The sequence below is a fragment of the Paraburkholderia sp. GAS32 genome, assembly GCF_050434225.1.
Taxonomy (GTDB): Bacteria; Pseudomonadota; Gammaproteobacteria; order Burkholderiales; family Burkholderiaceae; genus Paraburkholderia; species Paraburkholderia madseniana.
This window is the reverse complement of record NZ_JBNPVS010000006.1, coordinates 23,363-36,930: the sequence shown is the minus strand read 5'-3', so window position 1 is coordinate 36,930 and position 13,568 is coordinate 23,363. Positions and strand designations below refer to the sequence as shown.

At 61.4% G+C, this 13,568-nt stretch carries 12 protein-coding genes; 8 read left to right on the top strand and 4 right to left on the bottom strand.

All coding sequences use genetic code 11. The features are described 5' to 3' along the window. Window positions 1-77 precede the first annotated feature (77 nt). The 3 genes from P3T25_RS09350 to P3T25_RS09340 all read left to right on the top strand — a co-directional run bounded on the left by P3T25_RS09350 (window position 78) and on the right by P3T25_RS09340 (window position 3,809). The gene (locus tag P3T25_RS09350; RefSeq protein WP_429357955.1) at window positions 78-1,082 is read left to right on the top strand and encodes an autoinducer 2 ABC transporter substrate-binding protein; all 1,005 of its coding nucleotides are present in this window, start codon (window positions 78-80) and stop codon (window positions 1,080-1,082) included. 96 nt (window positions 1,083-1,178) lie between these two features. After that, window positions 1,179-2,735 (top strand): sugar ABC transporter ATP-binding protein, encoded by a 1,557-nt coding sequence (locus tag P3T25_RS09345; RefSeq protein ID WP_429357954.1) that lies wholly within the window; start codon window positions 1,179-1,181, stop codon window positions 2,733-2,735. A gap of 15 nt (window positions 2,736-2,750) precedes the next feature. Continuing rightward, on the top strand, window positions 2,751-3,809 hold the full coding sequence (locus tag P3T25_RS09340; protein ID WP_154560006.1) for an ABC transporter permease: 1,059 nt from the start codon (window positions 2,751-2,753) through the stop codon (window positions 3,807-3,809). 66 nt (window positions 3,810-3,875) lie between these two features. Here P3T25_RS09340 and P3T25_RS09335 read toward each other — a convergent pair whose 3' ends face one another. Next, window positions 3,876-4,601, bottom strand: a complete 726-nt coding sequence (locus tag P3T25_RS09335) for a DeoR/GlpR family DNA-binding transcription regulator (RefSeq protein ID WP_429357953.1) — start codon at window positions 4,599-4,601, stop codon at window positions 3,876-3,878. Between the two features lie 247 nt (window positions 4,602-4,848). On the opposite strand from P3T25_RS09335, the gene P3T25_RS09330 reads away from it, so the two are divergent. The 4 genes from P3T25_RS09330 to P3T25_RS09315 all read left to right on the top strand — a co-directional run bounded on the left by P3T25_RS09330 (window position 4,849) and on the right by P3T25_RS09315 (window position 9,934). Further along, the gene (locus tag P3T25_RS09330; protein WP_429357952.1) at window positions 4,849-5,757 is read left to right on the top strand and encodes a LysR family transcriptional regulator; all 909 of its coding nucleotides are present in this window, start codon (window positions 4,849-4,851) and stop codon (window positions 5,755-5,757) included. Window positions 5,758-5,912: 155 nt separating this feature from the next. Further along, on the top strand, window positions 5,913-7,256 hold the full coding sequence (locus P3T25_RS09325) for an MFS transporter (RefSeq protein ID WP_429357951.1): 1,344 nt from the start codon (window positions 5,913-5,915) through the stop codon (window positions 7,254-7,256). Next, on the top strand, window positions 7,249-8,571 hold the full coding sequence (locus P3T25_RS09320) for a DUF1254 domain-containing protein (RefSeq protein ID WP_429357950.1): 1,323 nt from the start codon (window positions 7,249-7,251) through the stop codon (window positions 8,569-8,571). The genes P3T25_RS09325 and P3T25_RS09320 overlap by 8 nt, the downstream gene beginning before the upstream one ends. 13 nt (window positions 8,572-8,584) lie before the next feature. After that, window positions 8,585-9,934 carry a DUF1254 domain-containing protein gene (locus P3T25_RS09315; RefSeq protein ID WP_429357949.1) on the top strand — a complete coding sequence of 450 codons (1,350 nt, stop codon included), beginning with the start codon at window positions 8,585-8,587 and terminating at the stop codon, window positions 9,932-9,934. Between the two features lie 76 nt (window positions 9,935-10,010). Here the strand turns inward: P3T25_RS09315 and P3T25_RS09310 are convergent, their stop codons facing one another. The 3 genes from P3T25_RS09310 to P3T25_RS09300 all read right to left on the bottom strand — a co-directional run bounded on the left by P3T25_RS09310 (window position 10,011) and on the right by P3T25_RS09300 (window position 11,852). After that, window positions 10,011-10,589, bottom strand: coding sequence for a YceI family protein (locus P3T25_RS09310; protein WP_154560000.1), 579 nt, complete (start codon window positions 10,587-10,589; stop codon window positions 10,011-10,013). A 48-nt stretch (window positions 10,590-10,637) separates the two neighbouring features. Next, a complete protein-coding gene (locus P3T25_RS09305) occupies window positions 10,638-11,201 on the bottom strand; it encodes a YceI family protein (RefSeq protein ID WP_429357948.1) in 564 nt (187 codons plus the stop codon). 96 nt (window positions 11,202-11,297) lie between these two features. Then, window positions 11,298-11,852 (bottom strand): cytochrome b, encoded by a 555-nt coding sequence (locus tag P3T25_RS09300; RefSeq protein WP_154559998.1) that lies wholly within the window; start codon window positions 11,850-11,852, stop codon window positions 11,298-11,300. Between the two features lie 456 nt (window positions 11,853-12,308). Here P3T25_RS09300 and P3T25_RS09295 point away from each other — a divergent pair, with 456 nt between their 5' ends. Further along, window positions 12,309-13,559, top strand: coding sequence for an arsenic transporter (locus tag P3T25_RS09295; protein ID WP_171927506.1), 1,251 nt, complete (start codon window positions 12,309-12,311; stop codon window positions 13,557-13,559). Window positions 13,560-13,568 lie beyond the last annotated feature (9 nt).

Below are 13,568 nucleotides of genomic sequence, written 5' to 3'. Positions count from 1 at the left end.
GGACAACGAGCCCTGACTGTCCGTGATGGTGAAGTGGGGCGACATCGGACTACATCGAACGATAAAGGAGACATCGCATGAAATTGACTCGACTGGGTGCCGCGCTTGCAGCAGGCGCTCTTACCGTGGGCGTGATCGCCGCTGCACAGGCTGCAATCAACGAGACGATCGTCACGGTCGTCAAGGTGACCGGCATCAACTGGTTCAACCGGATGGACGACGGCGTCAAGCAGTTCGCAAAGGACAACCCGGGCGTGAACGCGTATCAGACCGGTCCGGGCCGCGCGGATGCGGCACAGCAACTGAAGATCATCGAAGACCTGATCGCGAAGAAGGTTTCCGCGATTGCCGTGGTGCCCTACGATCCGCCGACGCTCGAACCGGCGCTGAAGAAGGCGATGGATCGCGGCATCAAGGTGGTGACCCACGAGGCCGACAACGCGAAGAACACGATGGTCGACATCGAAGCATTCGACAACACGGCCTACGGCGCTGGCCTGAACGAGCGTCTCGCCTCGTGCATGCACGACGACGGCAAGTGGGTTGCGCTGGTCGGTTCGCTCGGCAGCCGCTCGCAGGTGCAATGGGCCGACGGCGGCATCGGCAACGCCAAAGCCAAATATCCGAAGATGGATCTGGTCGAACCGAAACTCGAAACCAATAACGACGGCGAGCGCGCCTATGAAGTCGCGAAGGAAGTGCTGCGCAAGCATCCGGACCTGAAGGGCTTCCAGGGTTCGTCCTCGCTCGACGTGATCGGCATCGGCCGCGCGGTGGAAGAAGCCGGCATGCAGGGCAAGATCTGCGTCTACGGTACGGGCCTGCCGACGGAAGCCGGCAAGTTCCTCGAGAGCGGCGCGATCAACGGCATTGCGTTCTGGGATCCGAAGCTCGCGGGCATCGCGATGAATAAGGTCGCGCAGATGCTGATCGATGGCAAGACGGTCGAGAACGGCGCCGATCTCGGCATTCCGGGCTACACCAAAGTCACCGTCGCCAAGGGGCCGGGCAAAGGAATCATCGTGCGCGGTCAGGGCTGGGTGAACGTCGACAAGTCGAACTACAAGCAGTATCCGTTCTGATCGGGCTGTTTTGCTTCATGTGTCACGGCGTCCCCCTCGGGGGACTTCCTTCAAGGCATGCCCATGTGGGCACGCCTTAACTTGCGACTCGCCATCATGAATCAAGACGTATCGTCTTCGCAGCCGCAGTCCGATACCTCGCAGCCGTTTCTGCAGGTGGTCGGCGTGCACAAGCGTTTCACCGGCGTACATGCATTGCGCGGGGTGAGCCTGTCGTTCGAGCGTGGTCAGATCTATCACCTGCTCGGTGAAAACGGCTGTGGCAAGAGCACGCTGATCAAGATCATCTCCGGCGCGCAGCCGCCCGACGAAGGCGAACTCGTGATCGAAGGCGTCCGGCATGCACGGCTGTCCGCATTGGAATCGCTGGCGGCAGGCATCGAAACCGTCTATCAGGATCTCTCGCTGCTGCCCAACATGAACGTGGCGGAAAACGTCGCGCTTACCGCCGAGCTGGCCACGCACGAAGGCCGGCTTGCGCGTACGTTCGACCAGCGCGCACTCGCACGCACGGCGGCGCGTGCGCTGGAATCGGTCGGCTTGCCCGGCGACGCCGAGTTTCAGGCGACCTTGATCGAGCAATTACCGCTCGCCACGCGCCAACTCGTCGCCATTGCTCGCGCGATTGCCAGCGAGGCAAAGTTCGTCATCATGGATGAGCCCACCACGTCGCTTACGCAGAAAGAAGTCGACAATCTGATCGCCGTGCTCGCGAACCTGCGCTCGCAGGGCGTGACGGTGCTGTTCGTGAGCCACAAGCTCGATGAGTGTTATGCGATCGGCGGCGAAGTCATCGTGCTGCGCGACGGCCAGAAGATGGCGCAGGGACCGATCGCGCAATTCACCAAAGCGCAGATCAGCGAACTGATGACAGGACGCCATCTGACGAACGAGCGCTATCGTGAAGGCACGTTGGGCCAGGATGTCGTACTCGACGTGCGCGGCTTCACGCGCGTTGGCCAGTTCAGCGACGTGTCGTTTACGCTGCATCGAGGCGAGATTCTCGGCATCACCGGCTTGCTCGATTCGGGGCGCAACGAACTCGCGCGCGCACTCGCGGGCGTTGCGGCGGCGCAATCGGGGCAGGTGTTGCTCGACGGCAAGGCGATTGCATTGCGCACGCCCTCGGACGCGAAACATCATCGCATTGGCTATGTGCCCGAAGACCGCCTGAACGAAGGGCTGTTTCTCGACAAGTCGATTCGCGACAACGTGATCACGGCAATGATCTCCAGCTTGCGGGATCGCTTTGGCCAGATCGATCGCACGCGCGCGCAAGCGCTCGCGGAACAGACGGTGAACGATTTGCAGATCGCGACGCCCGGCGTCGACAAACCCGTGCAATCGCTCTCGGGCGGCAACCAGCAGCGCGTGCTGATCGGCCGCTGGCTCGCCATCGATCCGCGCGTGCTGATTCTGCATGGACCGACGGTCGGTGTCGACGTTGGATCGAAAGACATCATCTACCGCATCATGCAGCGTCTGTCGCAAAGCGGCATCGGCATCATTCTGATCAGCGACGATCTGCCCGAGTTGCTGCAGAACTGCGATCGCATCCTGATGATGAAGAAGGGGCGTGTGGCCAGTGAATATCAGGCCGACACGTTGAGCGAAGCCGACCTGTATCACGCGCTGCTTTCGGAAGCCGCATAAAGGACGCCGATACCCATGAACTCGCGGATCCCTTCGCGCATGAACCAGACCATGACCACCCCGACCGTTGTCGAAGTCGCACCCGAGGTCAAGCCGCCCACCTTGTGGGCCAGGCTCTCGCGCAACCCCGAATGGTTCACCGTCGCGTTGATCGCGGCGACGTGCCTGATTGTCGGCGCGATCAACCCACGCTTCTTTCAACTGGCGACGCTATTCGATCTGCTGCATTCGGCCACCACGATGTCGCTTTTCGCGCTGGGCACGCTCGTTGTGCTGGCGTCCGGCGGCATCGACGTCTCGTTCACGGCGATCGCAGCGCTGACGATGTACGGCATTACCAAGGCGGTGTTTGCCTGGTGGCCGGACGCGCCGTTCGCGCTGATCCTGATCACCGGCGCGCTGGGCGGCGTGCTGCTGGGTCTCATCAACGGCCTGCTGGTGCATCGCTTGAAAGCGCCTTCACTGATCGTCACGATCGGCACGCAGTATCTGTATCGCGGCCTGCTGTTGACGTTCATCGGCACGACGTTCTTCATGAACATTCCGCACAGCATGGATCACTTCGGCCGGATTCCGCTGTTTTTCTATCACACCAGCGAAGGCCTGCGCGCGGTGCTGCCTGTTTCGGTGCTGGCGCTGGTGGCGGCCGCCGGTGTCACGTGGTGGCTGTTGAACCGGACCATGATGGGACGCGGTGTCTATGCAATGGGCGGCAGCCTCGCGATTGCCGAGCGGCTCGGCTATAACCTGCGCGCGATCCATCTGTTCGTGTTCGGCTATACCGGCATGCTCGCCGGCATAGCGGGCATTCTGCATGTATCGAACAACCGGCTCGCGAATCCGTTCGATCTGGTCGGCTCGGAGCTCGATGTGATCGCCGCGGTGATCCTGGGCGGCGCGCGCATTACGGGGGGAACGGGTACGGTGGCCGGCACGTTGCTCGGTGTGGTGCTGGTCACGTTGATCAACAGTGTGCTGATTCTGGTCGGCGTGCCGAGCACCTGGCAGAAGGTGATCATCGGCGCGTTCATTCTGATCGCCGGGACGCTGTTCGCATTGCAGCGCAAAAGCTGAAGACTGAAAGCCAGTCACGTCGGCCGCTCACCGGCACCGTGACGCGACGGCGTGCGGCTAGCGCATTCATTTGCGCTTGCGAAGCTCCTGGCCTTTCTCGGTGATGATGGAATCGAAGTCGTCGATTTGCGAGAAGCGCACCGCCTTGACGACGCCGAACTTGCTCTGGTCCACGACCAGATGCCGTTCGACGGCACTTGCCATGGCCGCCTGCTTGAGCGCGACTTCGTGAAAGTTCCAGCACGTCACGCCGCGCGCGTTATCCACACCGCCCGCGGAAATGAACGCCTTGTTGATGCCCATGCGGCGCAGCATCTCCAGACTCTCTTCGCCCGCAAACGAATCTGACGAGGGCACGTAGACGCCGCCCAGCAGAATCATCCGTACATTCGGCTTGCGCCGCAGAATCTCCGCCACATTCAGCGAATAGCAGACCACAGTGACGTGACGTTCGAGCGGAATCAGGCGCGCAAGCGTGGTGAGCGTCGTACCGCAATCGATGAAAATCGTTTCGTGGTCGACGACGAGTTTCGCCGCAATCGCGGAGGCTTCCGCCTTGGCCTGCGCGAAATGATCCTTCTCTTCTTCGAGTGAATAGCCGGCGTTATTGGGTACGTCGGTCGCGCTGACGATGTAGCCGCCGAGATACGTGAATCGCTCCGGACTGCCTGCGATATCGCGCCGGACAGTCATTTCCGATACGTCTAGCAGGCTGGCGGCGTCGCGCAGGCGCATCACGTTCTGCTTGGCCAGCGCATCGGCGAGGGCGCGGAGGCGGTCGGGTTTCAGCATGGAGGTCCTGTCGCGTGGTGTGGAGCGCAGTGTGGGGGCGCGTTATGTTTTGTTCGCGTTGATGAGAGAATTATAACAAGAGGTTGTCTGGGCGGCGAGCCTGTTTGAGCCTCGGTTTAAGCCTCGAAAACGGGGCGTGTTGCGAAGAACGGGGTCTGCCGCCGAGCCGAACTATGTGACACTCCGATGCATCGTCACGCCGCGCCTGAACGAGCGCGGCCGAAATCCAACTATTCCTCCCGATCCCATGAATCTTCGCCAACTCGAACACGTCGTTGCGCTCGCAGAAGAGGGCAGCTTTGCGCGAGCCGCCGTGCGCGTCCATCTGAGTCAGCCGGCGCTGAGCAGAAGTATTCAGGCCATCGAAGAGCATCTGGACATGGTGCTGTTTGACCGCAGCACCCGCGAAGTACGCATCACGCCCGCCGGCCAGACGGTCGTGCAGCGCGCGCGGAAGGTCCTGTTCGAAGCACGCTGCCTGTTACGCGACGTGGATTTACTGAAAAGCCACGACCTCGGTTCGGTCAACTTCGGCTCCGGGCCCTATCCGGCCGCAATGCTGTTGCCCGCGGCGCTGGACGAACTCGCCCAAAGCCATCCGAATCTGCGCATCAACGCTGCCGTCGACAACTGGAAGAATCTGCTGGAGTTGTTACACGCGGAGCAACTGGATTTTCTGATCGTCGACATTCGCGGCGTGCCGTCGAGCAGCAAGCTCGAGGTCATTGCATTGCCGAGGCATCGAGCGGCCTGGTTTGTTCGCGAGGGTCACCCACTGACCCGGCACGATCCGATCGAGGTACAGCAACTCTCAGGTTATCCCGTCGTATCGGTTCCGCTGCCGGAGGCGATGCGCGAGTCGCTGCGCAAGTGGTTGCGTTTTCCGCCCACACAGGAAATGGAGTTTCATCTGACCTGCAACGACGTCAACGTGCTGCGTGAGTACGCCCGCAAGACGGATGCGCTGCTGCTGCTCACCGAGCAGACGCATTGGGAACGGGAGCGCTCGGCCGGTCTGGTGGCGCTGTCGGTGCCATCCCGGTCGCATCTGTGGCTGCAGTTCGCAATCGTCCATCTGGCTGGACGTACGCTTTCGCCGGCAGCCGAGCAGGCGATCATGGCCATCAAGCGTGTGGCGGCGGTGAAACCTGCGTGAACGCGGCACCCAGTCGAATAAATGTTGAAAACACATTAATTCGATGAAAACTATGCAATTGTCTTATTGATCAAGGCATCGTTCAATGTCTTCGACGCGGCAACGAGGCCGCCTTCAGCTTGAGGGCGACTTCCCGGATAGCCGCGACTGGAGACATGATGCAACTCTCGACGTACGACATCCGTCACCGGTGGATCGTGGTGACCGGTCTGTTTTTTTTCCTTGCGATCAACTTTGCCGATAAGGCGCTGATGGGGCTTGCAGCCGAGCCGATCATGCGTGAACTCGGCCTGACGCATACTCAGTTCGGGCGTATCGCCGCCAGCTTTTTCCTGCTGTTTTCGCTTTCGTCTCTGCTGGTCGGGCTGTTGTCGGACCGCGTGAAAACTCGCTGGCTGTTGCTGGCCATGGCCGTCGTCTGGTCCGTGTCCCAGGCGCCGCTGCTCCTCGCCGCGGTGCCCACCACGCTTGTGATGTCGCGAATCCTGCTCGGCGCGAGTGAAGGCCCGGCTTATCCAGTCGCGATTCACTCGCTCTACAAATGGTTTCCGGACGCGGAGCGGACCTTGCCGACCGCGCTGCTGACGATCGGCGCGGCGTTCGGGGCCGGGTTCATCGCGCCCGTTATTACCGCAATCATTCTGAATTTTGGCTGGCGCGCGGCTTTCCTGACCCTCGCGGTGGTGGGTCTCGTCTGGAGCGTCGTCTGGCTCGCTATCGGCCGTGAAGGACCGCTCGAATCGGCCGGCGATCGTGCGCCCGGCGCCCTGGTCGCGCAGGCCGCATCGCTGGAGGAAAAGATACCGCTACGCGTATTGCTGCTATCGCGCACATGCCTTGGTTGCAATCTGTCCGGATTTGCGGCGTACGTCGTGCTCGCGCTCTCGACGATCTGGCTGCCAAGTTATCTGGTCAGAGTAGCGCGCTATTCGCTGATGCAAGTGGGATGGATTGTTGTATTGCCCGCGTTCGGCCAGATGGTCATGGCGCCGCTGCTCGGCTGGTGGTCGCAACGCTTGATGAAGCGCGGCATCGCCAGCCGTCATGCGCGGGGCACGCTGGGTGCGGCGGCCGTCGTGGTGTCGGGCAGCGCACTCCTTCTGATGCCGGTATTGCCGCCTGGTGCGGCGCTGATCGCCGCCGTGACGGTCGGTTTCTCGCTCGCGTCGTTTGCCTTCACGACGGGTGTCGCGTTGGCGGGCGAGGTGGTGCCCGCCCGTCAGCGCGGGGGCGTGCTCGGCATCAATATCTGCGTGACCACCCTGGCGGGACTCATTACGCCGGCTGTCATGGGCCAGATCATCGACGTGGCTGGCGACGCCTTAACGGGCTATCGCTTGGGCATCGCACTGGCCGGCGGGTTCGCCGTGGTCGCGGGCGTCGCGTCGGCGTGCCTGGTAGACCCGGCCGGAGACCGGCGCCGCTTTGCGGGTCTGGCGTCGACCTGCGCGCAGATCGGCGCGATCCCGACCACTTTTGTACGGAACACTCATGAATAGCAATGCGATAGAGACACGCGAGGCAATTTCGACGCAGGACGACGACCCCAGGGTGGCGTTCGTCAGGATGGCCGCGGCGCCGGTTGCCATATATGGTTATCCGCTTGTCGAGGTGATACGTACGTGTGCAATGCATACATCTCCCGTCTCGACGAGCCCCCTGTGTGCGCCGTTCAATTCGATCCACGCAAGCATGCGCCGCTGGACACATCAGGATCGCGACATCGTTACACCAGCGAACGACTTTCTTTATCTGAACGCGTGGATCGATCTCACTGACGGTCCGGTCGTGCTGGACATTCCCGCGGTGGACGTGGACCGGTATTACGTCATCGAGTTGCTTGATGCGTTCACCAACAATTTCGTCAATTTGAGTCCGCTTAACGCGGGCTCTTCCGGCAAACGGTACGTGCTGCATCGCGCGAGCGAGGCAGCACCCGCGAGCCTGAACGCAGAGCCGATCGCTTGCCCGACGCCCCTCGTGTGGATGCTGGGGCGCGTGCTTGTCAAGGGAGACGATGACTTGCCTGAGGCTCAGCAGGCAGCGTCAGGATTTGCTCTCAGCGGGCGTGACGCAGTGGGATTCGCCTGCGTGCGAGACTGGCGCGCGAGCACCGAGCCGGCGCTTGATTTTTTCCAGAACCTGTTCAATGCGCTTCAAGATGTGCCACCACGCGCTGACGAAACGGCTTTGTTCGGCCTCCTCGCACGCGCCGACCTGTACCCCGGCAAACCGATCGATGTTGAGATGCTTTCGCCCTTCGTGCGACGCGGTTTGCAACTCGCCTATGAGGACGCTCACCGGCTGATCGCCGCTCACACCGAAAGCCGTGGGCGGCGCAGTTGGGGCTACAACCTGAAGCTCGGCCGCTATGGCAGCGACTATCTGCTGCGCGCCTGCACGGCCATGAAGGGACTAGGCGCACTCAGCGCGACTGAGGCCGTCTACGCCGTAGCCGATTTCGATGGCGCGGGCGAGCACCTGAACGGGCGCCATCGCTACGAGTTGTATTTCCCGCCGGGTGGCCTGCCGCCGGTGCGCGCGTTGTGGTCGATCTCGCTTTACGGCGCGGATCGTTTCTTCGTCGAGAATCCGCTCGCGCGTCACGCGATTGGCGATCGAACCGAGGGCCTACGCTACGAAGCGGACGGCGGCCTGCGCATTCTCATCCAGCACGACGCGCCAGCCGTTGAGGCGAACTGGCTTCCCGCTCCCTCAGCGCGGTTCTATCTGATCCTTCGGCTCTATCAGCCTCGCGCGGCGTTCCTTGAAAACCGCTACGAGATTCCGGCTGTCCGCAATCTCAACTGCTAACTGAAACTAACCTATGTCTACGTTCGATACCCACGCTCAAGCCACGCTGGCGGAAAACCAGGACCTCGTCGCCGCCGCGCGTGCAGCCGTGCTCTTCACCCTGCCGCTTTACGAAATGTCGCGCATGCGATCCGCGACCTCGGCGCGGCGCGACAGCGCGGGTCACTTTGCCGGCGGCTCGCCGGAATCAACCTGGCGATGGGCCAATCAATGGGTCCACACGCGAGAACCGCTGGGTCCCCGGAATCGGGAAGTGGTCACGCCGAATAACGACACCCTTTACTCGAGCACCTGGCTCGATCTTGCTCATGGCCCGTTGCTGCTGGATGTGCCACCCATGCTGGGGCGCTATTTCGTGCTGGGCCTGCTGGATTTCTATACCAACCCGTTTGCCTATGTTGGCACCCGGACCACCGGAAACGACGGTGGGGTATTTCTGCTGCACGGTCCCGACTGGGACGGCACGGTGCCGGACGGTGTACAGGCGATTGCCTGCCCGACGGACAGTACGTGGTTGATCGGACGCATTCTGGTGGATGGCGCGGACGATGTCGCGCAAGTGGTTGCACTACAGGATCGTCTGAAATTACGGCCACTGCCGGGTTCCGGTGCGAGGGTGCCCAGCCTGATCGATGCGGGTATGCAACCGGGTGACAGGCCAGGGGACACCACGCTATTCGTGCGCGTGGTCAATCGTGCGCTGGCGGAATGCCCTCCACCTGCTGAAGCCGAGGACGATCTCGCGTGCTTCGCCATCTGCGGCATCGGCCCGGGTCTGGATGCGGACGCGTTGAGTCATCAGCAACACGATGCGATCGAAAGGGCGCTGACAGAAGCGCTTGATGAATTGAGCGGGGCGTTGCCGTCCGCGCTGGGGGGAGGGTGGGCACTGCCTGTCGCTGTGAGCGATTCGTTCGGTACCCGGTATCGCGAACGGGCGCAGGTTGCGCACAACTATATTGGCGCGCTTGGGGTCGAAGAAGCCATGTACATCATCGCCGATCGCGATGCCGCGGACGCGCCGCTCGACGGACGCATGCAATACCTGCTCCACTTCCTGCCGGAGGCGCTGCCGCAAACTGACGCGTTCTGGTCAATTACGATGTACGACAAGACGACGCGAATGCTCGTCGAAAATCCGCTTCAGCGCTATTCGATTGGCGACCGTACGCAGGGACTGCGCTATGACAGCGACGGAGGTTTGCGTATCGCCATTTCTGCAAAGGAGCCTGTGGACCCCGCGCTGCGTAGCAACTGGTTACCGGCGCCGTCTGCAGGGTTCTATCTGGCGTTGCGTCTCTACGTGCCGCGAGCCCCGCATCTTTCGCTCACGTTCGCCTATCCGCCTGTTGAGCGACAGTAAATGGTCACGTCGCGACGTCGAACGGGCAGGCGGGGAGTTATTCCGCCGCCTGCCGCAAGCTACAGGGGAGCAGCTATTACTGCTTGATGCCTTCAGCCTGAATATTCAGCGTGGTCAGCATCTTGAAGCCATAGGTCTTGCCGAAGTCGACGCCGAAATCGTCGCGATTGAACGTCAGGGTCGATTCGGTGCCGCACACTTCGCGCTTGAGCATCGGGTTCATGATGCACTTGAACGATTCGATCTTCAGGTTGGCCGGCTTGGTCACGCCATGCATGGTCAGCGTGCCGATCACTTCCACGGGCTTGTCGCCGTCGAAGCGGATCTGCGTGCCCTTGTAGGTCGCGGTCGGGTACTTGGCGGCGTCGAAGAACTTGTCCGTGACCAGTTCCGAGTCGAGCTTGTCGTTACCGATATCCACCGAGCTCATATCGATCGTCACGTCCACCGTGCCGGTTTTCGCCGCGCGATCCAGCACCACGGTGCCGCTGCTCTTCTTGAACTTGCCGCGCCAGTTCGACAGTCCGCCGAAGTGGTCGGTTTCGAAGCTCGGGTAGGTGTGCATCGGGTCAAGCTGATACGTATCGGCGGCCATTGCGTTGAACGACATGGCTGCGGTCAGCGCGCCCGCGGCGAGCAAAAGTTGTTTCTTCAAGTTATTCTCCAGGTTTCAGAAAGTGCTGTGACGCTTAGGTGTGTTCCGTTACTTCTTCGAAGCAACGATGTGAAATTCGATGACGACTTCGTCGGCGACCACCGACGTGTCTTTCCATTCGCCCGTCCCGACGTCGAACTGCGAACGCTTGATCGGCAATGCGCCGTCGAATGTCTGCGTATTGCCCTGGCTGGCGATGGTGACCGGCACCACGACGGTCTGCGATTTGCCCTTGATGGTGAGCTTGCCGGTGATCTTGTACTGATTGCCGCCGGCCGGCGCAATCGCGCTCGAGACGAACGTCGCGGCCGGATAGGTCGTGCTATCGAACCATTCCTTGCCCTGGGCCTGCTTGTTGTAGTCGTCGGCACCGAGGTCGTAGCTGCCGGTGTCGATCGACACATTGGCGCTGCCGGCGGTCGGCTTGGCGGGATCGAAATTCAGTTGCGCCGAGAATTTTTTGAATTTGCCGTCCACCGGCACGTTCATCTGCTTCGTCGTGGCGACGACAGTGCTTTTGCTCGTGTCGACATCGGCGTGCGCAAGGCCTGCGCCGAAGAATGAAAAGGCGGCGACGCCGGCCAGAATGGAGTGGTAAAAGTTTGATTTCATGGTGGTACGCATCCTATCGAACCCACGCGCGCTGATTGCGCACCGCTGGGAATTAGATTGCCAACAGGCTGTAGCCAATCGGCCGTTGCTCGTGTGTTATTTGAGGAACGGAATCATCCGTGCGAGTAATCCGTCGCGGTCGACAAATTGATGCTTGAGCGCCGCGAGTACGTGCATCCCAACGAGTGCCAACAGCGTGTAGTTGAGCAGCACATGGACCGTGCGCAGGCTTGCCTTGAGCGCCTGGTCCGGGCCGATGAAGGTGGGCAGCGGCACGATGCCGAGGTACACCACCTGAATGCCCGCGGCCGAGCTATAGAAGTAGCCGGACAGCGGAATTGCCAGCATCAGAACGTAGAGCACGCCGTGCACGAGATGGGCCGCAGCCTTCTGCCATGCGGGTGTAGCGCTGTCGAGCGCCGGCGCGCGGTGAGTGGTGCGCCACAGCACGCGCGCCACGGCCAGCACGAAGACCGTCACGCCGATCCACTTGTGCCACGAGAAGTACTTCAGCTTGGTAGGCGTGAAGCCAGGGATATCGGTCATGATCCAGCCGATATAGAACCCGCAGATGATCAGCAATGCGATTAGCCAGTGCAATGCGACGGCAGGGCCGCTGTAGTGCTTGACGTCTGAAGGACGGGGATTCATGGGTTCATGCTCACTATTCGTGGTGCGAGCCGCGTGCCGCGTGCGGTGTGTCGCGTGTAAATGCGGATAGTAGGGATGCCAATGAAAATTGAATAGACCAGGAGAAGAGAACAGATTGTTCTAGCCGTGACGCTAATGGGGATGAAATAAAGCCGGACGGCGGTCTGATTTGACGAAAAGACGTGGCACTGTGTTAATTTTCCGGGTCAATCGCTTCAAAAGGTTCGACCCATGAATGGCAATGAGAAGAACAGCGTCGCGCCCGGCGCAGTTGTACCACGGCAAGGATAACGGACGGAATTGTATTGCCGCCGTGAATCGGGGGGATACCGTGGCAGACACGGCGGTATTGCGTGGCACACAACTTGCGCCGCGACCGCCTGCAGCATCCCGGCCATGGGTTATGCTGCGCTCCCATTCCGCGCTCGCGCGCAATCAGAATCAAGGACCTGCTTGGTGAATTCCGTCTTCCTGTCTTGGGGTATTGCCATAGCCGCCACGGCTGGCGTCATCACCCGCCCGTTCAAATGGCCCGAGGCCGTGTGGGCCGTCGCCGGCGCGCTTTTACTCGTATCGCTGGGCCTGCTTCCCGTCGATCTGGCCGTCGAGGCAGTCGGCAAAGGCACGGACGTCTACCTCTTCCTGGTCGGCATGATGCTGCTATCCGAAGTCGGGCGCCGCGAAGGTCTGTTCGATTGGGTCGCCGTTTTCGCGGTCAACCACGCCAAAGGATCGCCGCGAAAGCTCTTTCTGCTGGTCTACCTGGTCGGCGTGGTCATCACCGCTTTCCTTTCCAATGACGCCACCGCGGTCGTGCTCACGCCTGCCGTTTTTGCCGCCGCCAAAAAAGCGAAGACGCCTCCGCTGCCCTTGCTCTTCGTCTGCGCGTTCATTGCGAATGCCGCGAGCTTCGTGCTGCCGATCTCGAATCCGGCCAACATCGTACTGTACGGCAATCACACGCCCGCGCTCGGCGCCTGGCTGATCCGCTTCACGCTGCCTTCGCTGCTGTCGATCGTCGCGACCTATGTGCTGTTGCGCTGGACTCAGCGCGACGCGCTCGCCGGCACCTGCGAGGCCGATCTCGAACCACTCGAGTTGTCGTCGAGTGGGCGCGTTGCGCTTGCGGGTATCGCGGTGACGGCCGTCGTGCTGCTGGCAGTGTCCGCCTTCGATGTCCCGCTCGGCCTGCCCACCGCGATACTCGGCGCGCTGACCGCCGCGGTCGTGCTGATCCAGGAGCGCAAATCGCCGCTGCCGATGATCCGGGAAATATCGTGGAGCGTGCTGCCGTTGGTCGCCGCGTTGTTCGTGCTGGTCGAGATGCTCGATCACACCGGCGTCATCAAGACATTCGTCCATCTGCTGCAAGATGCGACGCAACACAGTGAAGCCACGACGGCTGGCTGGGCGGGCAGCGTCATCGCGATCGGCAGCAATCTGATGAACAACCTGCCGGCGGGTCTGGTCGCCAGTTCGACCGTGATGCAGGCGCATAGTCCTGAGCGCGTGATCGACGCGCTGCTGATCGGCGTCGATCTGGGTCCGAACCTGTCGATCACCGGTTCGCTCGCAACGATCCTCTGGCTCAACGCAATTCGCCGCGAAGGCGAAGACGTGAGCTTCATGAAGTTTTTCAAAGTGGGCGTGGTGGTGATGCTGCCCGCCCTCGCGCTAGCGCTCGCCGCGCGGATCCTGATCGGTTAAGGGTAAATA

What these genes read in the sequence shown, in the direction of transcription:
- P3T25_RS09345 (WP_429357954.1), top strand. Translation starts at nt 1,179, where the DNA reads ATGAATCAAGACGTATCGTCTTCGCAGCCGCAGTCCGATACCTCGCAG.
- P3T25_RS09305 (WP_429357948.1), bottom strand. Translation starts at nt 11,201, where the DNA reads ATGAAATCAAACTTTTACCACTCCATTCTGGCCGGCGTCGCCGCCTTT.
- P3T25_RS09340 (WP_154560006.1), top strand. Translation starts at nt 2,751, where the DNA reads ATGAACTCGCGGATCCCTTCGCGCATGAACCAGACCATGACCACCCCG.
- P3T25_RS09350 (WP_429357955.1), top strand. Translation starts at nt 78, where the DNA reads ATGAAATTGACTCGACTGGGTGCCGCGCTTGCAGCAGGCGCTCTTACC.
- P3T25_RS09315 (WP_429357949.1), top strand. Translation starts at nt 8,585, where the DNA reads ATGTCTACGTTCGATACCCACGCTCAAGCCACGCTGGCGGAAAACCAG.
- P3T25_RS09300 (WP_154559998.1), bottom strand. Translation starts at nt 11,852, where the DNA reads ATGAATCCCCGTCCTTCAGACGTCAAGCACTACAGCGGCCCTGCCGTC.
- P3T25_RS09335 (WP_429357953.1), bottom strand. Translation starts at nt 4,601, where the DNA reads ATGCTGAAACCCGACCGCCTCCGCGCCCTCGCCGATGCGCTGGCCAAG.
- P3T25_RS09325 (WP_429357951.1), top strand. Translation starts at nt 5,913, where the DNA reads ATGATGCAACTCTCGACGTACGACATCCGTCACCGGTGGATCGTGGTG.
- P3T25_RS09320 (WP_429357950.1), top strand. Translation starts at nt 7,249, where the DNA reads ATGAATAGCAATGCGATAGAGACACGCGAGGCAATTTCGACGCAGGAC.
- P3T25_RS09330 (WP_429357952.1), top strand. Translation starts at nt 4,849, where the DNA reads ATGAATCTTCGCCAACTCGAACACGTCGTTGCGCTCGCAGAAGAGGGC.